We start from the raw sequence: 21,346 nt of genomic DNA on the forward strand, positions 1-21,346 counted from the left end.
CAGCGCGACCGCCGCGGATGGGTGAGCCGCTGCCCCGTCGCGCTCGACTCGATCGCCGGCTGTTTCTGCGCAAAGCACGAGGGTTGGTGCGCCGCTCACACATACGGCGGCGCACCAAACCGTGGTGCCGGCACGCCGGCGATGACTCGCGTCGGTACTTCCGGGTCTTTCCCCACTCAGCGTGGTCGATCACGAAGGAGCTGTGCGTTGTCCCCATCACCCCGAGCCTCGTCACCGGTGCTCGCCGACGCGGCGCACCGTCCGTCGGCCCTGCTGGTCATGCCGCGCGACCTGGTCGACGACGTATACGGACCGGAGGAACGTGCCCACCTGGACCGCCTGGTCCGCTGGGCCGGCCCGGACGCGACGGTTGAGCAGATCAGCACGCGACCGGCGCTACTGGCCGACGTCGAGCTGCTCGTCACCGGTTGGGGCGGCCCCCGCCTGGACAGCACTCTGCTCTCCCACGCGACCAGGCTCCGTGCGGTCTTCTACGGCGGTGGATCGGTGCGGCCGATCGTCACCGACGAGTTCTGGGCCGCCGGCATCCAGATCGTGTCGGCCGCCGCCGCCAACGCGGTGCCAGTCGCCGAGTTCACATTCGCGCAGGTGACGCTGGCGCTTAAGCACGCTCACCGCTTCGAACGCGCGGTACGCCGGCTCGGCCGGTTCCCATCCCAGCCGGCGGCGCCCGGCACGTTCGGCTCGACGGTCGGCATACTGTCACTCGGCCTGATCGGCCGCCTGGTGGCCCAACGGCTGTCCGCACTCGACGTTCGTGTGCTTGCCGCCGACCCGTACGTAGACGCCGCGAGTGCGGCCGTTCTCGGCGTCGAGCTCGTGGGAATCGACGAGCTGTTTCACCGCGCCGACGTGATCACTGTGCACACGCCGTCTCTGCCACAGACCTCGGGACTGATCACCGAGGAACTCCTCGCCTCGATGCCCGAGGGTGCCACAATCATCAACACCGCACGCGGTGCAGTGCTGGATGAACCCGCGCTGATCCGGGTCCTGCACCGGCGTCAGGACGTATTCGCGCTCCTCGACGTGACCCATCCCGAGCCACCCGAACCGGGCTCGCCGCTCTATACGCTGCCCAACGTGGTGCTCACCCCACACATCGCCGGCAGTATCGGACTCGAGCGGCGCCGCGTCGGTCGGCTGGTAGTAGACGAGGTCGGTCGCTTCGTCGCGGGCCAGCCGCTGCTACATCAGGTCGGCGCTGCCGATACGGCGCTACGCGCATGACCGTTCGCCGTCGGCGTACCCGGTCGATGGCAGTGTCAAGTTAATTTGTACAGTCCCAGGCGGTGCGACACGGGCGTGTCGGCCGCCGCCGGGCGGGACCGCTGCGCCATCTCCACCGCGCGAAGCACCTCGAACTTCATCGTCATGACCCGCATGACGGCCTTCGGGTCCGGGGCGGTGTCCACCCGGACCGCGTAGCCGGGCAGCTCATCGAGCACCAGCAACACCGGCCCGTCACCGGGCGAGACGTGGAACACCACGGAGAAGGAGTCACCGTGCAGCCGCAGCACTACCGCGCCGGAGCGCTTGCCGGACGTGATCAGCACCGACCGCGGATCGCGCAGGACGGTCACCGTTGCCTCCCGCAACGCCCGTACTGCGCCGTCCAGCCGCGCCGCCGGCACTTCCAGCACCGACCAGCCGAACCGGTCCGGGCCGGTCCACGAAGGCGGGTCGGCCAACTGCGGCGTGCAACTGTTGCGCCAGCGCCCGCCGCTTCTGCGCCGCCGCCGGGATATCCGCCGGCACCTCGTCCGGCACCGGGCCGTCGATCCGTTCGTCGTGGACCTGCAACATGATCACCCTGGACGGTTCGCCGTGCGCCTGCCGCTCCCACTCCTCATCGAACACCGCGTCCACGGCCCGGTTGTAGGCGTCATCAGCCCAGTGCAACCACGCATCCCGGTCACGCCCCTTCGGCACCCGGTACGGGTCGGCCTGATCGCTTGGCGCACCGCACGCCGGACCCGCACGCTGCGCGTACGCGGGCGACGGTCACGGCGACGGTTCACCCTCACAGCTTGACACCACGAACCGTCAGGGCGCGACCCTCAGCCGCTATGACCAGCCGCTGAGCGCTAACGGCTCGCCGTCGTGGAAGGCCCGCACGCACGCGGCCGTGTACGGGTAGGTGTTCGGCGGCAGCATGTCGGCGGGGAACCATTCGATCTTGGTGCATTTGTGCGGCTCGGCGTTGACCGGCTCGCCGTGCCGTGCTGGGTCGAACGGTACGGCGAAGGCGAGCCCGACACGGGCTAGCCCGGCTGAGTTGCGGTGGTGCACGGTGGTGACCATTCGCGGCTCCGCAGGGTCGAGCCGCACGCCGATCTCCTCGCGGGCCTCCCGGACCAGGCCGCTGATGGCGTCCTCGCCGACCTCCAGCTTGCCGGAGGGCAGGTTCCATTGACCGTCCGCGTAGCCGGTGTCCTCCCGTAGCGCCAACAGAACGTGACCGGCGTGAGTGAGCAGGAGCAGCACGTCAACCGGGTGCACGGGTGGGGCGATCACGCCGCAGAGGTTAGCCGGTAGCGCCGTCGAGCAGCGGATCGACCCGCCGGGCGATCCAGGCAACGCGCCGAGCGGTGTCGAGCCCGGCAGGCACGTCGACCAGCGGTAGCCCGACGTCGGCGCAGGTGTCGCGGACAGCCTGGGCGGTTTCGGCTTGCAGGTGGGCGACCTTGGCCCGCATCGGGTCGGACCGGTGGTGGTAGTGGTCGGGTAGGTAGAACACCGCGTCGTAGGTGACCGGTGCCCAGGCTGGGCAGAATCCGGCCATCGCGTCGAGTACGGCCGCAGCATGGCTGCCGGGTGTCGCGGGAAGGACCATACGGGCGTAGGCCAGTACGTTCACGATTGTCTTGTCGCAGATCAAGAGCCGTTGGTGTCGCGCCCCGACGCCCGCTGGCCGAGTGGTCGACGGTGACGGGGCGACCGGGTGACCGGCCGTCGGCGGCGGTCGAGGTGTCCGAGGAGATGGCCGCGCACTTCAGGGACACGATGCTGACCCACGCCGACGATCCGGTGACGGGGGTGTGCGTCCGGTGCGGGCGGAGCCGCTGCGACGAGTGGCGATGGGCCTACGAACGTCTGGTCCTGGCCGGCCGGCTCGACGACCTGCCAGGAGGACCCTGCTGGCACGGGGCGCCGGGTCCACGGAGGCACCCGGAGCAGCCGGGTGATCGTGGCGATGGTGTGGGGCCGGGGGAGATGGCGCGCGGATTCCTCTACTGGACCGGTCCGGCCAGCGTCCTCGGCTACGAGGCGGACCTGCCGCCCTGGCAGGACGGGATTCCGGAGATCGAGTTCGACTACGGTGACGATCGGATCGGCTGCGGTCCGAACCTGGCCTGCGTGACACCGGGCGCCGTCCGGGACGCCGCCTTGGAGTACGCCGCGACGGGGAAGCGCCCGACCCGGGTCCGCTGGCGCGACGGTTAGCCGAGGGGTGGAATCAGCGGAGTCTGGCGCGTCGGCGCCGCCAGCGCATCAGCAGCAGTACGGCGAGCAGCACCGTCACGGCGAGAGCGGCGGCCAACCACGGCGGCGCGGCGAACGGGGAGGGCCGCGGATCCGGACCACCGAACGCGGCACGGCCCAGCAGGTCCCCGGGCACTTCCAGGTCACTGACACCGGTCGGGGCGGTCAGTAGCACCTGTTCCCGACCGTCTGCGGAGATCGCCGCGAGGGCCGTCCGCCGTTTCTCGTCGTCCGCCTCCGGCGACTGCCGCTCCACCACCGGGTCCCCGCCCCGCCAGGAGACCAGTTCGGTGGCGGAGCCGGGGACCGGGACCGGGGCTCCCATTGGGCGACCGGTGGCCGCGTCGAGGAACTCGATCCGCCAGGGGCGCCGGAGTGTTTCGGCGATGTCGGCGCAGCCGGTCGTGCAGCCGTCGTGGGTCAGCAGGGCGATCCGCCGGCCGTCCGTGCTCCAGGCGGCCCGCCCGGCCAGCCGCCGCCGGTCGCCCAACTCGACCTGCCAGCGCACCGCCCCGGTGACCGGGTCGGCCACCACCAGCCGTTCGCGTTCGGCGAGCTGCGCGGCCGGGTCCACCGGGCCGCTCGTGGCCAGTTGCGAGCCGTCCGGAGACCAGGCGGCCGCGCTGTGACTGTCGAAGACGCCGACCGGCAGCACCCGCTCCGCCCCGCTCCACGGGTTGACGATGAGCAGGTCGTCCGGCCTCGCCGGGTCGTTGAGCTGCTGGTCGTCCGGCCCGTACGTGATCACCTGGTCGTCGTTGCTCCTGCTGACGACGACCGACCTTCCGTCCGGAGACCAGGTCAGCGGGTGCAGACCCGGCCGGTGGGTACGCCGTTCGTCGCCGCTGCGCAGGTCGACGAGGCTGCCGGTGCCCGGGCGGAGGTACCAGCGGCCGTCCGGCGAGAGCAGCCCGTGCCCCTCGCCGACGCTGATCGGCAGCAGCCGGTAGCCGCCGTCGCGGCCGACCACGACTCCGGTCGACTCGAGATAGCGTGTGTGTGCGGTGAAGAAGAGCACCGAGGCGGGCCCGACCGGATGTTGGCCGACGGTCGCCTGCCACAGCCAGGGGTTCTGCACCTGGCTCGGGACGATCTCGGCGGGGGCCGGGTCATGCCGCGCGGCGAGCCGGCCGGGCACCTGCGTCGCGGCGACGACGAGGACAGCGGCGGCGGCGAAGTACGCCACAGTTTGGGCGCGGTGTGTCGGCACCGATCCATTAAAGCGGAACGCGGGCGGCGTGGTGGCCCGGCGGCTTGCGTCCAACCCGCTTCAGCTGTCCTTCGGTCTGCGCCCAGTCGCGGTGAATGTAGGGCCTTCCCCCTTACGGACGTGGTGGCCAGCAAGATTTCCGTGCCCCGCCAACGCTCCTAGCGTTGTCGGCGACCTCGAACAGCGGGGCGTCGACCGTAAGGAAGCGGCGCTGCCACCACCAGAACGGGAGCACCCGCCAGATGTCCGAACACCGTCGTAGAGATCTGCTCCGCGCCACCGCGATCGCCGCGGTCGCCACCGGGGTGGCCGCCCGGCAGGTTCACCGGCCGGCACCCGCCGTCGCCGCTCCGGCCGACGGTTGCCCGCCACCGCTGGGGCCGGTCGCGGTGGGCCCGGACGATCCGCGTTACGCGGATCTGGTCCGCCGGGGCAACCGGCGCTTCGTCGGCACCCCCGACCAGGTCCGGGTGGTCGGCTCGACCGAACAGGTCCGGGCCGCGGTACAGGCCGGAGTACGGGCCGGCCAGCGGATCGCGGTACGCAGCGGCGGGCACTGCTTCGAGGACTTCGTCGACAATCCGCAGGTCCGGATGGTCATTGACCTGTCCGGGATGACCGGCGTCTACTACGATCCGCTGCGGTTCGCGTTCGCGGTCGAGGCGGGCGCCAGCCTGGGCGAGGTGTACCGCCGCCTCTATCTCGGCTGGGGCGTGACCCTGCCCGGCGGTTCGTGCCCGGGAGTAGGTGCCGGCGGGCATGTCGCCGGCGGTGGGTACGGGCCGCTGTCCCGGCTGCACGGCCTGGTCGTCGACCACCTCTACGCCGTCGAGGTCGTCACGGTGGACCAGTCGGGTACGGCCCGTACCGTGGTCGCCACCCGTGACCAGGACGACCCCAACCGGGAACTGTGGTGGGCGCACACCGGTGGCGGGGGCGGCAACTTCGGAGTCGTCACCCGGTACTGGTTCCGCTCGCCGGGGGCGACCGGCGACGACCCGAGCCGGCTGCTGCCCCGGCCGCCCGCATCCGTGCTGACCTTCACGGTCCAGTGGCCGTGGCAGGGCATGGACGAGCGGGGATTCGCCAGACTGGCCCGCAATTTCGGCGACTGGTGCACGCGGCACCGCGCTCCTGGTACCCCGCAGGCCCGGCTGTACGGCGAACTGTTGCTGTCCCGCCGGCCGGCCGGCAACCACACGCTGATCGGCCAGGTTGCCGACGGTGCCGACGCCACCCGGTTGCTGGACGAGCACGTCGCCGTGCTGAACGCGGGTGTCGGTGTCGCGCCGGTCCGTAGCCAGGAGGTCCTACCGTGGCTGACCTCGGCGCTGAGAGGCAACGGCGACGACGGCAAGCAGTGGCGGCTCAAGACCAAGGCGGGCTACCTCCGCCGGGGGCTCACCGACCGGCAGATCGCCGCCGCATACCACCACCTGACCCGGAGCGACTACGACAACCCGGCCGGGTCGCTGAGTCTCAACACCTACGGCGGGCAGATCAACACCGTACCGTCGGCGGCGACCGCCACCGCGCAGCGCGACTCGGTGATCAAGCTGTTCTACCTCGCCGGCTGGGCCGACCCGGCCGAGGACGCCCGGCACCTGGCGTGGATCCGCGAGTTCTACCGCGACGTGTACGCGGACACCGGCGGAGTGCCGGTGCCCGGCGACGTCAACGACGGCTCCTACATCAACTATCCGGACGTCGACCTCGCCGACCCGGCCTGGAACACCTCCGGCGTGCCGTGGCACTCGCTGTACTACGGGGCCAACTATCCCCGGTTGCAACGGGCGAAGGCGCGCTGGGATCCCCGGGACGTGTTCCGGCACAGTCTCTCCGTCAAGCAGGCTGATCCCGGCCAGCCCCGGCGCCACGCCGGGACCGTCCAAGCAGGCTGATCCCGGCCAACCTGGCCGACGCCCGGACCAGGAACCCGCGGGTATACCAGGACGGCGGGTACTACAGGTGACCCGTCGGCGGACCGGCCCCGGGGCCGCCACGGTCGAGCTTGCCGCGGACCGTGGCGGCCTCGGGGCGGCCCAGCCGGTCGAGGATGGCCAGCGCCGCCCGCCAGGCCAGGCGGGCATCGGGTACGGCCCCGGAGGCGTACTGCGCGTCGCCGAGGCGGTGCAGAGATTCCGCCTCCTGGGTCCACCGTCCGAGTTCCCGGCACAGCTCGACCGCCTGCCGCAGGTAGCCGATCGCCGAAACGTGGTCGCCGAGCAGGTGATGGGCGTAGCCGAGGCTGTCCAGGGCGCTGGCCTCGCCGCCCCGGTTGCCGTTCTTCCGATGCAGCAGGAGGGCCTGTTCGCAGTGGTCGATTGCCTCCTCGTACCGGCCGAGCAACGCCTGGCACCAGCCGACCGAGTTGAGCGCGCTGGCCTGGCCGTCCAGGTGGCCCACCTGCTGGAAGAGCTGCAACGCCCGCAGGTCGCTGCGGAGCGCGCCGGCCGGGTCGCCCTGCCGTTCGGCCAGCCAGCCCAGGCTGCGGTGGGTGAACGCCTCGCCGACCGTGTCACCGAGTTCGCCGAAGAGTTCCAGTGCGCGCCGGTACGCCGCCCGCGCGTCGTCGTGGCGCTGCAACCGCACGTACGCGGCACCGAGGAGGCGGTGGGCGTGCGCCTGGGCGGACCGGTCACCGAGGCGGTCGAGCGCCGGCATCACCCGCCCGACGCTGGCCAACCAGTCGTCCCAGTGCCCCCGGTGGTCGAAGAAGTTCACCAGGGTCCAGACGAGTTGCCAGGCGGGCGCGTCGAATCCGGTGTCGACCGCCCGCGCGACCACGTCCAGCAGTACGGCGTGCTCGGCGGCGAACCAGGCCAGCGCCGAGTGCTGGTCGGTGAGCTGCTCGGGGACCACCCCGGCCCGGGGCGGCGCGATGGCGATCGGGTCCCGCTGCGGCCAGATCAGCCGGTCGGCGGCGCGGGCCGTGTGCAGGTAGTGGTCGAGCAGGCGGCGCTCGGCGGCCTGTCGTTCGCGCTCCGGGTCCTCGCCGGCCAGCTCGATGGCGTACGCCCGCAACAGATCGTGACAGGCGTACCGGCCGGGTGACACCTCGGCGACCAGGTGCGCGGCGGCCAGCTCGGCGAGGACGGGGCGGAGCCGGTCGGCCGGCTCGGCGGCGAGGCTGGCCGCCGCCGGCACGGTGATGCTGGGGCCGGGCGGGAGGGCGAGCAGCCGGAACAGCCGAGCGGCCGCCGGGCTGAGGGTGTGGTAGGACCAGGAGAAGACGGTACGGATGTTGGTGCCCGGGGTGGCAGCCCGGAACCCGTCCAGGCCCTGGTCGGCCTGGCGTAGCTCGTCGGCGAACGACGCGAGCGGAAAGCGCGGGTTGCCGGCCGCCCGGGCGGCCACGATCGCCAGTGCCAGCGGGAGCCGGCTGCACCGGCGGACGATTTCCGCCACCGCCTCCGGTTCGTCGGCCACCCGCTCGTCGCCGAGGCGGCGGGCCAGCAACTGCCGGGCCTCGGTCTCGGAGAGCAGATCCAGGCCGAGCGGATGCGCTCCCTCGGTGGTGACCAGGTCGGCAAGCTGGTTGCGGCTGGTGACGAGTACGGCGCAGCCCGGCGACCCGACCAGCAGCGGGCGTACCTGGTCGGCGTCGCGGGCGTTGTCCAGCACCACCAGCATCCGCCGGCCGGCCAGCCTCGCCCGGTACAGGCCGGCCTGGGCCGCCTCGGTGACGGGGAACTGCTGCTGGGGTATCCCGAGCGCGTCGAGGAAACCTCGGATCGCCTCACCGGGGCCGAGCGCCGGGCCGGTCTGGTCGAAACCGCGCAGGTTGACGTATAGCTGGCCGTCGGGGAACCGGTCCGCTACCGCGTGCCCGGCTCGGATCGCCAGGCTGGACTTGCCCACCCCCGGCGGCCCGGTGATCACCATCGTCTCGGCCCGGTCGGCCAGGTCGTCCAGCCGCCGCCGGATCTCGGCCAGCTCTGCCGCGCGGCCGACGAAACGTGCCGGATCCGGCGGCAGCAGGTGTGGCGCGACCGGCTCGGCGGGGCTCGGCTCGCCGGTGCCGGTGCCGGTGCCGGTGCCGGTGCCGGTGCCGGTGCCGGTGCCGGTGGCGCTCGTGGCGCTGCCGGTGCCGGTACTGGTCGCGGGCTGGGTCGGGCCGGTCGGAGGGCGGGTGGTGGTGGTGGCGGGCGTGCGTCCGGCGGCCGCTTTTCCCGGTCCGGCCGGTCCGGCGCCGGTCGCCCGGGTCGGTGGACTGTGCAGCGGGACGTCGCGCCGTAGGATCCGGCGCTGCAACTCCTGCAGGTCGGGGGCGTCGATGCCGCGATGGCGCAGCAGGACCAGGCCGGCCCGGCAGAGCTGGGCGGCCTCGTCCACCCGCTGCTCGGCATAGAGGGCGACGGCGAGGAGCCGGCGCAGCCCCTCGTCGTACGGCTCCTCGGCCACCACACCGGAGAGCGCGATGATCACCTCGCCGTACCGGCCGAGCGAGGCGAGCGCCTCGGCATGGGCGAGCCGGGCCGAGCGGTGCAGCGCGGTGAGCCGGGCCGTCTCGTTCAGTGCGAACGGGCGGTCGGCCACCTCGGCGAAGGCCGGTCCACGCCAGAGCCCCAGGGCGTCGTGCAGTACGGCGACGGCCCGGCCCGTCTCCTCGGCGTCGCGTGCCCGCAGCAGGTGGTGGGCCCGTGCGTACTCCTGCTCGAACCGGTGTGCGTCGATCTGTTCCGGAGCCAGATCCAGCCGGTATCCCCGCCCGGAGGGGTTACCGGCGCCACTGATGATGTCGGCGGCGCCGGGGGAGGCCGGATGCAGCGCCCGGCGTAGGTGCGACACGTGACTGCGCAGCGTGGCCGGGGCGCCGGGCGGAACCGCATCGCCCCAGAGCAGTTCCACCATCCGGCTGGCCGGCACCGACGCACCCCGGTTGATCAGCATGATCGACAGCACCTCGACCTGTCGCGGGCCCAGTCGGACCGGGACGCCGCCGCGGAGCACCTGCACCGGCCCCAGCACCGAAACCATCAGCATTCCGACCTCGCATTTCGACGGTTTCGCGGCCACGGCAGTGGAAGATGTTGATGTTACCCGGGGAAGCTCTCCACGTTCCTTCCACGCTTCCTCCACGGTGGACGCATGATCCTGAGTAGGACGCGTGATCTTGAAGAGGACGCGTGATCCGGAGTAGGACGCGTGATCCTGAGCAGGACGCGTGATCCTGAGCAGGACGTGTGATCCGGAGTAGACGGTGCTCCACGGCAACGGGGGGAGCGGTCGCGATGGAACCCGCGGCCGGACTGTTGCGGCCGTTGGACATCCGTCAGGACGGGGAGCCCGGTCGCGGCACCGGTCGGCAACCGGCGTCGATGGTGGTGGGCTGACGGTCGAGGGCCGGGCTCGGCGTGAAGCGATCCGGTTGCTGGCGGCGGCATTGTCCGACCGCGCTTCGGATCACTTCGGAATCGTGGCACCAGGTTGCGCCGCCGCGAGGCGCTCGTCCCGCCCGCCCACACAATCGAGGGCCCAGAAGACATCGGAGTACACGAAGGTGCCCGTCATCCATTCCTCGTACGAGGACAGTCTGGCGACCTGAAAGACGCCTGGCGAGTAGCGCAGTGTGGGCGGACGAAAGCCCAACTTCGTGGCGTCGGCGAAGCCGCGCTTGCCGTAGTAGTGCGGTGAGCCCTCCAGGAACACCAGAGGGACGCCCAGACTGCCAGCTCCCGCGAGGGCGTGCGCCACGAGCCGAGTGCCGATTCCACGACGCTGGAACTCCGGCAGCACCCCGAGGGGCGACAGCGAGAACACGTCCACGAGCCGCGGCAAAGCGTCCAACCGGCAGGCACTGAGCATCACATGGCCGACCACGCGTTCACCGACGGTAGCGACCAGCGACAACGACGCGAGCGATGTCTGAACTGCGCGCAGCACATCGACCAGCGTCGGGACCCGTTCGCCGTCGCCGAACGCCTGCGTGTGAACTTCCCGCACGGCCTCGTGATCTTCGGCCCGTTCTTGCCGGACCACCAGCTCAGCACATCGGCCCTGAAGGTCATCCCCTGAACTCACGGCGCCAGGCTAATCCCTGGAACGATCAGCACGCGACGCGATTAACACAGGACGTAATCCTGACAATTCAAGCTCTGTACCGGAGTGGAGACCTGGCGGGGGCGCTCGACGCGTACCAAAGAGCGCGGGTCGCGCTGATCAGCGGGTACGGGATGGAGCCGGGCGCCGAACTGGCCGCCCTGCACCGCGCGATCCTGCAGGGGAAGCTACCCCGTCGGAGCGACCGGGTATCCGGCGGATGCGCTGCCGCACCGGCACCTTCTGCCGGTCAGGCTCGGCTGCCCGGGTCCGGTGCGCTCGGACGACCGTGAGGGCCACGCGTCGTTCCGGTTATCCAGGGCGGCTCGTCGGGCAGGGTCACGGTGAACCCGATCCAACCGTCCTCCCACTGACGGGCGCCCGCGCCGCCCAGTCGTCCGATCAGGGCCCTGGCCCAACCACCGGCCGGAGTGGCCGGCAGTTCGTCCAGGGGGACACCAGGGATGTCCGCCGGCCGGTCCTGGAAGCGGGAAACCGTCGGGCGCCTGCCGTAGGGCGGGTGCGGTTGCGCGTCACTGCCGACCGCGACGAAGACCACCGGGCGGACCCTGGCCCCGACACTGTCGGACCAGACCGGCTGGGACGCTGTCAGGACGAGGCGGGTCAGTTGTTCACCGTCGTCCCAGCCGATCCTGAGTTGCCACTCGACGACGCCGTCGAACTCCCGAGGGCCGGTGCGGTCGGACTGGGCCTCGAACATCTCACGGATCACGTTCTGCAGGAATGACGCCGCTCTGTCCGGGAGCACGGCGACCCCTCTCCAGGTCGAGCTCGACCGCTGGCGCACCCACCCGTCGGCATTGCTTCGGCCGGACGGTCAGGAGTCCTGGCCAAGCCGGGCGCGAGGCGAGGGTTCATGCGGGGGGTAACCGAGAACCTCGACGAGGTCACCCGCCGCTGCGACGAATGCCTCGTAGACGTCGTCATCGAAGTGATTGCGCCAATCGCCGGACTCACCCTTCCGATAGTGGGAGACCGACCCGGCGGTCTCTACGCCACGGCGCATTCTTGAGAAGCTGTATCGGGACAGCAGAGCGTCGAGATCGGACGGCGGGATGGGAATCCCGCAGTGGCGCATCAGCCGAGCCACCTCATCCGCCTGCTGTTCCCCGGTCAGGTCCTCGTACCGGAACAGGCCGATGGCTTCGGTGCTCGGAGCGGTCGCCCACGAGCGAAGCGACCTGAATGTGCCTTTGTTGGCGAGATGATCGATGACATACAGCAGGCCCTCCTTGAACGGCTTTTCTCGCAGCACTCTCCGTACCTGCGGAATGTCGCCCATCGCGGTGTGCGAACTTCGATAGGAGAAGTACCCGGAAACGACGATGTCGCGGGGGTCGCGGAGGACGAAGAACGCCCGGTAGGAGTCAGGCTTGGGAAGGCGCATGAAGCCGTTGTAGGACATGAAGAGGGACGAGACGACGCGGTTGGGTGGCAAGGCATGCGGGTATCGCCACTTGTAGGGGCGCGGATCGTAGGGCAGTAATCCAGAGTACCGATACACGATGGGGTCGTTGAACACGGCTTTGACCCACTGGCTGGCCGTTTTGCGAATCGTGCAGTGGTATATGTTTCCAAATTCGCTCTGCGACTCGACCGGAACCGAGAGTCGCAGTCTGGCGTTGTGGGTCTCACACATCACTCGCCGCGCCACCACGCGCAACGAGTTGGGCGTGTGATGCTTGGTGAACGTTACGGCACGTTTCATCATCGCCAAATCCTCTCCATACCTGGGCGGCGGGGCAAGACCGCAGGACAGTCGGGACATCTGTTCAGGTGGTGCGGGTCGGGGGCACGATCCAGCCTACGAGCCAGCCTACGAGGCTACATCGATTGATCTCGCGTCCACGTACCGACCAGATATCGATCGGCTCGACCCGCTCGACCGGCGCTGTCGGACAAGAGCTGCCGCCCGAGGGCCTGTTCGGGTAGGTTCCACCGCCAGTCGCCAGGCCTGCCAGAAGTACCAGGCGTGTGTCAACCGCCCGATGTGTCTGACCGACGCCCGTCCCTTCGGAAGGGCGGTGACGACGTCAGGCGCTCGGCGGGCGGGTGTGGGTGAACAGGCCGCTGTAGGCGTTCAGCGCCGGCTGGCCGCCCAGGTGGGCATAGAGGACGATGGCCTGCTCCGGGATCTCGCCGCTGGTGACGAGGTCGATCAGGCCGGCCATCGACTTGCCCTCGTAGACGGGGTCGATGATCACGCCCTCGAGGCGGCCGGTCAGCAAAATCGCCTCCAGGGTCGATTCCACCGGGATCCCGTACCGGTCGCCGGCCCAGCCGGCCAGGACGGTGATCTCCTCGTCGCGCAGCGGCCGGGCGACGCCGATCAGCTCGGCCGTGGCTGTGGCGATCCGGGCGACCTGGGCGCGGGTCTCCTCGATCTTCGCGCTGGCGTCGATCCCGATAACCCGGCGTTGCCGGCCACCGGCCTCCTCAAGGGCGGCGAACCCGGCGATCATGCCCGCCTGGGTCGAGCCGGTGACCGAGCAGACCACGACGGTGTCGAAGAAGACGCCCAGTTCGCGTTCCTGCTGCTCGACCTCGTACGCCCAGTTTGCGAATCCGAGCCCACCGAGCCGGTGGTCGGAGGCGCCCGCCGGAATCGGGTACGGCGTGCCGCCACGTTCCCGTACGTCCTCGATGGCGCGGATCCACGAGTCCTTGAACCCGATGCCGAATCCGGCCGGGTCGAGCCGGACCTCGGCGCCCATGATCCGGCTCAGCATGATGTTGCCGACCCGGTCGCTGACGCTGTCGGGCCAGTCGACCCAGTTCTCCTGCACCAGCACCGCCTTCAGGCCCAGCGACGCGGCGACGGCGGCGACCTGGCGGGTGTGGTTGGACTGGTACCCGCCGATCGACACCAGCGTGTCGGCGCCCTGCGCCAGTACGTCCGGGACGAGGTACTCCAGCTTGCGGGTCTTGTTGCCGCCGTAGGCGAGTCCCGCGTTGCAGTCCTCCCGCTTGGCCCAGATCGACGCGCCGCCGAGGTGGGCGGTCAGTCGCGGCAGCGGGTGGACCGGGCTCGGCCCGAAGGTCAGCCGGTGGCGTGGGAAGTCGGACAGGGCCACGGTCACTCCTCGGTGGTCGGTAGGGTGCGCCAGGTGTCGAAGGCGACCGCTGCCGCCCGGTCCGCGTCCCCGGCGGCGCAGAGCCGGATCAGCTCGTCGTGCCGGGCGAGCGAGGCACGCCCGGCCAGTGAGGAGAAGCGCAGCCGTTCGGCTCGCCGCAGCACCGGGGTGAACTGTTCGAGGACTGCGGCCAGCGCCCGGTTCGCGGCCACGGTCACCGGGATGCCGTGCAGTTCGTCGTCGGCGCGCAACGCGGCCTCGACGTCGCCCTGCCCGATCGCGGCACCGAACCGGCGGTTCGCCTCCCGCATCGCCTCGATGTCGGCGTGACCGAGGCTTCCCACCGCCTCCCGTACGGCCAGCTCGTGCATTGCCGCGACCACGTCGCGGGCATCGCGGACGTCACGCAGGTTCAGCGAGCTCACCGTCGTGGAGCGCCCCGGCCGGGCCACCACCAGACCGGCCTCGGCCAGCCGCAACAACGCCTCTCGGACGGGGGTACGGCTGACGCCGAGCCAGGCCGCCAGCTCCACGTCGCGCAGTTGCTCGCCGGGCGCGAGGCTGCCGTCGACGATGACGTCTCGAAGGCGGTGATACACGTCGTCGCGGAGCAGGCGTCGGTCGATCGCCGGTGCGTTCTCGGGGACGGGCATGCAATATATTGCACACACGTCGGTTGATCGGGCAAGCCCGCGCGTCGGCGCAGCCACACCTGACCGGTCTGAGCGCGCTGTCCGGGTCGCCTTGGCGAACTCCAGGAAGAGATTCACATCCCTGGATGCACCTTGTAGGATCATCGCGGGAGCCACCCAAGCCATCGCAGGCAGCACAGCCGTCTTGCCTGCGCTTCCGAGACTCTTCATGTTGCTCGGCGCGTGTTTCCTCGTGGGCCAGGGCATCCCGTCGAGCGACACAGGCGTCGGCGGAATGCTGGAGCACTGATGAAAGCCTCACGAACAGCCCGCCATCTGATATTCGCCGCGGTTGCCGTCCTCGTCACCGGGCTCACGATGGTCGTCGTCAACCAGGCCAGCCCGGCCTCGGCGCACGGGTCGGTCACCAACCCACCGTCGCGGAACTACGGATGCTGGGAACGCTGGGGTGACGACCACCTCAACCCCAACATGGCACAGACCGACCCGATGTGTGCTCAGGCCTGGCAGGCCAACCCCAACACGATGTGGAACTGGAACGGTCTGTTCCGGGAGAACGTCGGCGGCAACCACCAGGCCGCCGTCCCGGACGGGCAGCTCTGCAGCGGCGGCCGCACCCAGGGCGGGCTGTACGCTTCGCTCGACGCGGTCGGCGCATGGGTCGCGAAGCCGATGCCGAACAACTTCACGCTGACGCTCACCGACGGGGCCCGGCACGGTGCCGACTACCTGCTGATCTACATCACCAAGCAGGGCTTCGATCCGACCACCCAGCCGCTCACCTGGGGCAGCCTGGACCTGGTGCTGCGCACCGCCAGCTACCCGACCACCGGGCTGTACGAGGCCCAGGTGAACGCGGGCAACCGCACCGGGCGGCACGTCGTCTACACGATCTGGCAGGCGAGCCACCTCGACCAGCCGTACTACCTGTGCAGTGACGTGATCTTCGGCGGTGGCGGCAACCCGACCACGCCGCCGCCGACCACCCCGCCCCCGACGGACCCCCCGCCGACCACCCCGCCGCCGGCCGGCAACGGTGCGTGCACCGCGACGTACGCGAAGACGAACGAGTGGACCGGTGGCTTCGGTGCCCAGGTCACGGTGCGGGCCGGCAACGCCGCGATCTCCGGCTGGACGGTGAGCTGGACCTGGCCCAACAGCCAGAGCATCACCAGTTCGTGGAACGCGTCGATAACCTCGAGCGGGGCGTCGGTCAGCGCCGCCAACGCCAGTCACAACGGCGCGTTGAGCGCCAACGGCAGCACCAGCTTCGGGTTCAACGGTTCCTGGAGCGGCACGAACACCGCGCCGACCCTGACCTGTACCGCCAGGTAGGAGCAGTTGCGACGGGGATGGCGCCGTTCGGTGCCATCCCCGTCGGAGGTCTTCGCCGCCCCGCTGCGGTCCGGCGGGCAGCCGCCGGTCGGGTCGGACCGGTCGACGGCGTCGTGCCGGTCCGGCAGCTCCGACCCGGTCAGCGCGAGTAGTACTCGACGATCAGTTGCTCGTCGCAGATGACGGGTATCTCGGCGCGGGCGGGCAGCCGGTTGAGGAGGGCGGCCAGGCCCGCCAGGTTGACGTCGAGGTACGGCGCGGGGCGTGCCGGGGCGTGCGCACCGGCGGCGGCGGCGAGGAACGGCGCCTTGTGGCGGCTGCGTTCGGCGATCGCAATGGTGTCGCCGGGCCGCAGCCGGGCTGACGGTCGGTCGACGCGCCGGCCGTTGACCGTGACGTGCTGGTGGCTGACCGTCTGGCGGGCCTGGTAGATGGTGCGGGCGAAGCCGGCCCGCAGTACCAGCGCGTCGAGCCGGGTCTCCAGGTCGATCAGGAGTTCTTCACCGGTCTTGCCGGGTCGGTGCACCGCGCGGTCGAACGCGCGTCGCAACTGCCCCTCGCGCAGGTCGTACTGCGCCTTGAGCCGCTGCTTCTCCAGCAGCCGGACCTTGTAGTCGCTCTCCTTACGCCGAGCCCGGCCGTGTTGCCCCGGCGGGAAGGGGCGGTTTTCGAAGTAGCGCACGCACTTGGGCGTGAGGGGGATGCCGAGGGCGCGGGAGCGCCTGACCTTCGGGCGTGCCTGGTTCATCCATCACCTCTTCGTGTGTAAGGTGAGGCTAACCTAACTGGAGGCGATCATGTCTGGCAACCAGCTCACTCCCGTACTGGCCGGCTCCCCGGCCGAACGACTGCGCTCGTTGCTCGTCGCGGCGAAGTCGCTGAGCCTGCACACGCCCGGACACCGGGCGGATCTCGTCGGCCGGCACCGCCTGCCGTCCGAACGGCTGATCGTCGAGTTGCCCGCGGTGAGCTGCCTCGCCCGGCACCTGCGCCAGTCGGGCGAGCTGGTGGCACTGGTCGAGGTGACCGATCTGGCGCCCGTCCAGGTTCGTGACCGGGTCCGGGCCCGGGCCACTCTCACCGGCTGGTTGACCGTCGCCGACGGCGTCGCCGTCGCCGATGCGGAGCTGCCGGCCGTACTGGAGCTGGCAACGGCCGAACTGGTCACCGCGGGTACCACCGCATCGATCGATCCGGCGGCGTTCGCCGTCGCCCGCCCGGATCCGCTGGCCGACAGTGAAGCCGACCTGCTCTGCCACCTCGACGACCACCATCCCGAGACGGTCGCGCGGCTGTCCAGGCTGGTACCGCCGGGCCGGCTCCACGGGGTACGCCAGATCCGACCGCTGGCGCTGGACCGGTTCGGCATCGTGCTCCGGCTGGAACATCCCGACCACGACTCCGACATCCGGCTGTGCTTTCCGGTGCCGCTGCACGACGGTGACCAACTCGCGGACGCGGTCCAGGCGATGCTGGACGGCGGCCGCGGCTGCCTGGCGTCCGGCAACGACGGCGACCGCCCCGGTGATCGGACCGCCTGACGGCGCGGGGACCCCGTTCGCGCCCGCACTCGGCTGGTCGCCGGCACGTCGACGACCGGCGAACCGCACCGCCTCCGGTGGCAGGGTGCCGCCGGCTCCGCAGGCTCGTCCACCGGGACGACCGCGACGCCGGTCCCTGGATCAGCCGACCATCTGGTCGGACAACCGCCACAGTCGATCTGCCTGCTCCGGATCGATCGCGTAGTGGGCGACGGACGAGGCGAGCTCCGCTTCGTCCGTAGGCTGGACGGTGACCGGCGTGGCCTCCGCGCAGTCGTTGAAGTAGCGGCCGCTGACGTGGGACAGCAGTGGTGAGGTGGCGAGCATGACGGAGGTGGCTGCCCCCTGCTGGGGGCTCTTCTGCAGATCGGCCGGAACTCCGAGGTCACCGCCGATGTACTGCTGCAGACCGGTGGCGATCGCGCCCGGGTTGAGGGCGTTGGCCGTTATCCCCAGCCCGGCCCAGCGACTGGCCGCGCCGACGGCGAAGAGCGCCACGGCGGTCTTGGCCTGCCCGTACGCGAGCTGGGGGTGATACGGGCGGGAGAGGTAGTGGATGTCGTCGAAAACGACGGGGGAGAGGTGGTGGGCACTCGAACTGACCGACACGACGCGGGCGCCTTCGGCCCGGGCCAGCGCGTCACGCAGCCCGACGGCGAGCAGATGGTGGCCCAGGTGGTTGACGGCGAACTGCTCCTCCCAACCCTGCGCGGTCCGGCGCAACTCGGGCAGTGCCATCACACCGGCGTTGTTGACCAGGATGTGCAGCGGCCCCTCCCACTCGTCGACGAAGGTCCGGATGGACGAGACGTCGGTCAGTTCGAGGCGGGCGACCCGTACCTCGGGGTTTCCGGTCGATCCCACGATGTCGGCCACTGCCTGGCGGGCGTTGTCGTCCCGAGCGGTCACCGTCACCTGCGCCCCCGCCCCGGCCAGTGCCCGCGCCGTCTCCAGACCGATGCCCGAGACGCCTCCGGTGACGATGGCCCGGCGTCCGGACAGGTCGATCCCGTCGATGACCTCCGCAGCGGTGGAGTGCCGCCCGTACGGTGTGACGATCCGTGCCATGATCCGTCTCTCGGTTGGTTCGGTCCTGGGAGGTTCCGCCCGGAAACCGCCCGCACCTGCCGCAGTGCGCCCGCGGTGCGTTGCGGCAGGCGACCACCATCGCGACCTGCGATGAAGTGCCGGTTCCGATCGCCGCCACTCTTCGCTCCCATGATCGTCTGCCCTACCGGCCCGGCATTCCCGCCAGAGGGCACTTCAAGCCCTCGCCGACAGGCGATGGTGGGACCACCGCAGCTCCGGCGGGCGGGTCGGCGGCAGGGGCCGGCTCGGGCCCGCGCACCGGAGAGCATGATTCGGCCGGGATCCGGACGTCGTCGCCGGTACGCCGTATATGCCGGATCCAACCGCTGTATCCGGAGTTCCTCCCTATCGTGGCACTGTGATGGCCGGCAGACTGAACCTTCGTCAACCTCCCCTTGCGGTGCGGTGGACCGCAAGGTCGCACGCGGTGTGTGAGCGCCGCGCGGTTCAGGTCGAAAAGGGTTCACCGCCCAGGCGGCGGTGATGATCACCCGGCGTGTCAGCAGCAGAGTTCGCGGCGCGCTGGTCGAACGGTGGCGCCAACTGCGGGCGGTCGAGGTGGTCGTGGCCCAGAGCGCCGTGTCGGCGGCGCTGGCCTGGTTCCTGGCCGCCGAGTTGGTCGGCAACCCGCAACCGGTGTTCGCTCCGATCGCGGCCATGGTCACTCTCGGGATATCGGCCGGTCAGCGACTGCGCCGGGCGGTGGAGCTGGTGTTGGGCGTGACGGCCGGTATCGCGGTCGGCGACGGGCTCATCTATGTCATCGGGAGGGGATCGTGGCAGATCGGCGTGGGAGCCGCCCTGGCCATGACGGTGACGATTCTGGCTGGTGGGTCGGCGGGGATAGTGTCCCAGGCCGCCACCTCGTCGGTCCTGGTGGCCACGTTGCGACCGCCCACCGAGGGCATCTACTTCACCCGTCTGATCGACGCGTTGATCGGTGGCGCCGTGGCGCTGTCGGTGATGGCCCTGCTGCTGCCGGTGAATCCGGTGACCGTGGTGTCGCGGGTGGCCCGACCGGCTCTCAACGTACTCGTCGAGGGCCTGACAGTGACCGCGCGGGGCCTTGCGGAGCGCGACCAGGATCCCGTGCAGGAGGCGCTGGCGGCGCTGACGCGTGGTGAGGAGAAGCTCGACGAGTTCTACGAGGTGCTGCCCCAGGGGCGGGAGGCCGCCACGATCGCGCCGCTGCGCTGGCGGTCGCGTGCCGCGTTGCAGCAGTACGTGAAGGCTGCGGAGTACGTCGAGCGCGCCGTCCGTAACGCCCGGGTGCTGACCCGGCGGGCGGTGACCCTGCTGCGCGACGACGAACCGGCGCCGAAGGAACTCGTGGCCTCGCTCTGTGGTCTGGCGGAGGCGGCGAAGGTGGTGCAGCGCGATCTTCGCCGCGGTTCGATGCCGAAGGGGGCCGTGGAACTGGTGTGCCACGCCGTGGAACAGGCGAGTGCTGCCTACCGGCAGGGTCTGGGCTTCTCCGGCAATGTGGTGGTCGCGCAGGTCCGCGCCATCGCCACCGACCTGCTCGGAACGACCGGACTACCGCATGACGAGGCGGAGCGGGAGGTACGCCGGGCCGGAGGTACGCCGGGAGACAGCTTCGAGGCCGTGGACGAGACCCGGGGTGGAGCGGATCCGCAGGGCCGCCCGAGGCGTCCGGGCGGCGACGGAACCTCCTGACAGCGGCGGCCCGGGTGGACGGGTCGCGGCGACCGAGCCCCGGCCGGCACCTGGTCGGTCGGCGAAAGCACGTGCGCCGCGGGCCGTCAGACCGGAGAGCAGGAGCAGTCCGGTGCGCAGCCGCACGCATCGTCGGCGGTCGTGGCGGCGGACCGCTCGGTGGCCGGGGACGCGGTCAGCGGGACGGCGCAGCAGGTGTCGCCGCGCCACGCCTCGCGCCCCTCCCGGACCGCGACGGCCGCGATGACCAGCGCAGCGACCGGGTCGGCCCAGGACCAGCCGAACAGGCTGTTGAGGCTGAGCCCGACCAGTAGGACCGCCGACAGGTAGGTGCAGAGCAGGGTCTGCTTGGAGTCGGCGACCGCCGAGCGGGAGCCGAGTTCGCGGCCGGCGCGACGCTGCGCGTACGACAGCAGCGGCATGACCGCCAGAGACAGCGCGGCCAGCCCGAGGCCGACGGTGGAGTGTGCGGCCTCGGCGCCGCCGACGAGGGCGCGTACCGACTCGACCGTCACGTAGCCGGCAAGGGCGAAGAACGAGACCGCGATGATCCGCAACGCGATCCTCTCCCGGGACTGCGGGTCCCGGCCGGCGAACTGCCAGGCCACGGCCGCCGCCGAGGAAACCTCGATCACCGAGTCCAGACCGAATCCGATCAGGGCGGTCGACGAGGCGAGGGTGCCGGCGGTGATCGCCACCGCCGCCTCGACGATGTTGTAGGTGATCGTCGCCGCGACCAGCAGCCGGATCCGTCGAGCGAGCAGGGCGCGGCGGGCCGGCGCCGGCCCGGGCGGTTCGAGCCGCAGCGGCGCGGCCATCAGCAGCAACCCTTCGCCGTGGCGTCGGGACAGGCGGCCGGATCCACCGCCAGCACCAGGCCGAGCAGATCGCCCAGCGCGTGCGCCATCCGGGCGTCGACCAGCTCGTAGCGGGTGCGGCGACCCTCCGGTACGGCCACCACCAGGCCACAGCCGCGCAGGCAGCCGAGATGGTTGGACAGGTTCTGCCGGGTGGTCCCCAGCAACTCGGCCAGCTCGGCCGGGTAACCCGGCCCGTCCCGCAGGGCCAACAACAGTCGCGCCCGCGTCGGGTCGGACAGCGCGTGACCGAATCGGGCCAGCACCTCGCCGTGCGTCAGCGTCTCCACACCGCGATAGTACATCCAACCCTGTACTGTCTGGTCCGGGAAGGCTATCC

The 21,346-nt window shown here is 70.9% G+C and carries 21 protein-coding genes; 7 read left to right on the forward strand and 14 right to left on the reverse strand.

The features are described from left to right. Positions 1-237 precede the first annotated feature (237 nt). Positions 238-1,251, forward strand: coding sequence for a hydroxyacid dehydrogenase (locus tag R6Y94_RS14205; protein WP_318396295.1), 1,014 nt, complete (start codon positions 238-240; stop codon positions 1,249-1,251). 35 nt (positions 1,252-1,286) lie between these two features. Here the strand turns inward: R6Y94_RS14205 and R6Y94_RS14210 are convergent, their stop codons facing one another. From R6Y94_RS14210 to R6Y94_RS14220, 3 genes are all read right to left on the reverse strand, one after another. Next, entirely contained in the window at positions 1,287-1,712 is a 426-nt protein-coding gene (locus tag R6Y94_RS14210; RefSeq protein WP_318396296.1) for a hypothetical protein, read from the reverse strand. A 376-nt stretch (positions 1,713-2,088) separates the two neighbouring features. After that, positions 2,089-2,538 carry an NUDIX domain-containing protein gene (locus R6Y94_RS14215; RefSeq protein WP_318396297.1) on the reverse strand — a complete coding sequence of 150 codons (450 nt, stop codon included), beginning with the start codon at positions 2,536-2,538 and terminating at the stop codon, positions 2,089-2,091. Between the two features lie 10 nt (positions 2,539-2,548). After that, the gene (locus R6Y94_RS14220; protein WP_412102760.1) at positions 2,549-2,881 is read right to left on the reverse strand and encodes a hypothetical protein; all 333 of its coding nucleotides are present in this window, start codon (positions 2,879-2,881) and stop codon (positions 2,549-2,551) included. Between the two features lie 68 nt (positions 2,882-2,949). Here R6Y94_RS14220 and R6Y94_RS14225 point away from each other — a divergent pair, with 68 nt between their 5' ends. After that, positions 2,950-3,468, forward strand: coding sequence for an Imm1 family immunity protein (locus tag R6Y94_RS14225; protein ID WP_318396298.1), 519 nt, complete (start codon positions 2,950-2,952; stop codon positions 3,466-3,468). A gap of 13 nt (positions 3,469-3,481) precedes the next feature. Here R6Y94_RS14225 and R6Y94_RS14230 read toward each other — a convergent pair whose 3' ends face one another. Next, entirely contained in the window at positions 3,482-4,717 is a 1,236-nt protein-coding gene (locus R6Y94_RS14230) for a hypothetical protein (protein WP_318396299.1), read from the reverse strand. 242 nt (positions 4,718-4,959) lie between these two features. Between R6Y94_RS14230 and R6Y94_RS14235 the strand changes: the two genes are divergently transcribed. Next, positions 4,960-6,618, forward strand: coding sequence for an FAD-binding oxidoreductase (locus R6Y94_RS14235; RefSeq protein ID WP_318396300.1), 1,659 nt, complete (start codon positions 4,960-4,962; stop codon positions 6,616-6,618). Positions 6,619-6,679: 61 nt separating this feature from the next. Here the strand turns inward: R6Y94_RS14235 and R6Y94_RS14240 are convergent, their stop codons facing one another. Then, complete coding sequence (locus R6Y94_RS14240) at positions 6,680-9,703, reverse strand: AfsR/SARP family transcriptional regulator (RefSeq protein ID WP_318396301.1); 3,024 nt, start codon at positions 9,701-9,703, stop codon at positions 6,680-6,682. A 420-nt stretch (positions 9,704-10,123) separates the two neighbouring features. Then, positions 10,124-10,699 (reverse strand): GNAT family N-acetyltransferase, encoded by a 576-nt coding sequence (locus tag R6Y94_RS14245; RefSeq protein ID WP_412102762.1) that lies wholly within the window; start codon positions 10,697-10,699, stop codon positions 10,124-10,126. Between R6Y94_RS14245 and R6Y94_RS45120 the strand changes: the two genes are divergently transcribed. Continuing rightward, positions 10,582-11,052 (forward strand): BTAD domain-containing putative transcriptional regulator, encoded by a 471-nt coding sequence (locus R6Y94_RS45120; protein WP_412102763.1) that lies wholly within the window; start codon positions 10,582-10,584, stop codon positions 11,050-11,052. The two genes, R6Y94_RS14245 and R6Y94_RS45120, sit on opposite strands and share 118 nt — an antisense overlap. On the opposite strand, the gene R6Y94_RS14250 is transcribed toward R6Y94_RS45120, so the two are convergent. The 4 genes from R6Y94_RS14250 to R6Y94_RS14265 all read right to left on the reverse strand — a co-directional run bounded on the left by R6Y94_RS14250 (position 11,010) and on the right by R6Y94_RS14265 (position 14,507). Further along, complete coding sequence (locus R6Y94_RS14250) at positions 11,010-11,528, reverse strand: hypothetical protein (protein ID WP_318396303.1); 519 nt, start codon at positions 11,526-11,528, stop codon at positions 11,010-11,012. The genes R6Y94_RS45120 and R6Y94_RS14250 overlap by 43 nt on opposite strands. A 69-nt stretch (positions 11,529-11,597) precedes the next feature. Continuing rightward, positions 11,598-12,491, reverse strand: coding sequence for a sulfotransferase domain-containing protein (locus R6Y94_RS14255; RefSeq protein ID WP_318396304.1), 894 nt, complete (start codon positions 12,489-12,491; stop codon positions 11,598-11,600). 322 nt (positions 12,492-12,813) lie between these two features. Then, complete coding sequence (locus R6Y94_RS14260; protein ID WP_318396305.1) at positions 12,814-13,854, reverse strand: 1-aminocyclopropane-1-carboxylate deaminase; 1,041 nt, start codon at positions 13,852-13,854, stop codon at positions 12,814-12,816. A gap of 2 nt (positions 13,855-13,856) precedes the next feature. Beyond that, on the reverse strand, positions 13,857-14,507 hold the full coding sequence (locus R6Y94_RS14265; protein ID WP_318396306.1) for a GntR family transcriptional regulator: 651 nt from the start codon (positions 14,505-14,507) through the stop codon (positions 13,857-13,859). Positions 14,508-14,795: 288 nt separating this feature from the next. Between R6Y94_RS14265 and R6Y94_RS14270 the strand changes: the two genes are divergently transcribed. Next, positions 14,796-15,842 (forward strand): lytic polysaccharide monooxygenase, encoded by a 1,047-nt coding sequence (locus R6Y94_RS14270; protein WP_318396307.1) that lies wholly within the window; start codon positions 14,796-14,798, stop codon positions 15,840-15,842. A gap of 139 nt (positions 15,843-15,981) precedes the next feature. Here R6Y94_RS14270 and rpsD read toward each other — a convergent pair whose 3' ends face one another. After that, positions 15,982-16,590: a 30S ribosomal protein S4 gene (gene rpsD / locus R6Y94_RS14275; RefSeq protein WP_318396308.1), complete on the reverse strand. Its 609-nt coding sequence runs from the start codon at positions 16,588-16,590 to the stop codon at positions 15,982-15,984. Positions 16,591-16,639: 49 nt separating this feature from the next. On the opposite strand from rpsD, the gene R6Y94_RS14280 reads away from it, so the two are divergent. Then, on the forward strand, positions 16,640-17,383 hold the full coding sequence (locus R6Y94_RS14280; protein WP_318396309.1) for a DUF2470 domain-containing protein: 744 nt from the start codon (positions 16,640-16,642) through the stop codon (positions 17,381-17,383). A gap of 141 nt (positions 17,384-17,524) precedes the next feature. Here the strand turns inward: R6Y94_RS14280 and R6Y94_RS14285 are convergent, their stop codons facing one another. Beyond that, positions 17,525-18,451, reverse strand: a complete 927-nt coding sequence (locus tag R6Y94_RS14285; RefSeq protein WP_318396310.1) for an SDR family NAD(P)-dependent oxidoreductase — start codon at positions 18,449-18,451, stop codon at positions 17,525-17,527. Between the two features lie 504 nt (positions 18,452-18,955). Here R6Y94_RS14285 and R6Y94_RS14290 point away from each other — a divergent pair. Then, entirely contained in the window at positions 18,956-20,149 is a 1,194-nt protein-coding gene (locus tag R6Y94_RS14290; protein ID WP_318396311.1) for an FUSC family protein, read from the forward strand. An 86-nt stretch (positions 20,150-20,235) separates the two neighbouring features. Here the strand turns inward: R6Y94_RS14290 and R6Y94_RS14295 are convergent, their stop codons facing one another. Next, positions 20,236-20,967, reverse strand: coding sequence for a cation transporter (locus R6Y94_RS14295; RefSeq protein ID WP_318396312.1), 732 nt, complete (start codon positions 20,965-20,967; stop codon positions 20,236-20,238). Then, positions 20,967-21,311: a metalloregulator ArsR/SmtB family transcription factor gene (locus R6Y94_RS14300; RefSeq protein WP_318396313.1), complete on the reverse strand. Its 345-nt coding sequence runs from the start codon at positions 21,309-21,311 to the stop codon at positions 20,967-20,969. The genes R6Y94_RS14295 and R6Y94_RS14300 overlap by 1 nt, the downstream gene beginning before the upstream one ends. Positions 21,312-21,346 lie beyond the last annotated feature (35 nt).

This window comes from Plantactinospora sp. KLBMP9567, assembly GCF_033446045.1.
In the GTDB taxonomy this organism is placed as follows: domain Bacteria; phylum Actinomycetota; class Actinomycetes; order Mycobacteriales; family Micromonosporaceae; genus Plantactinospora.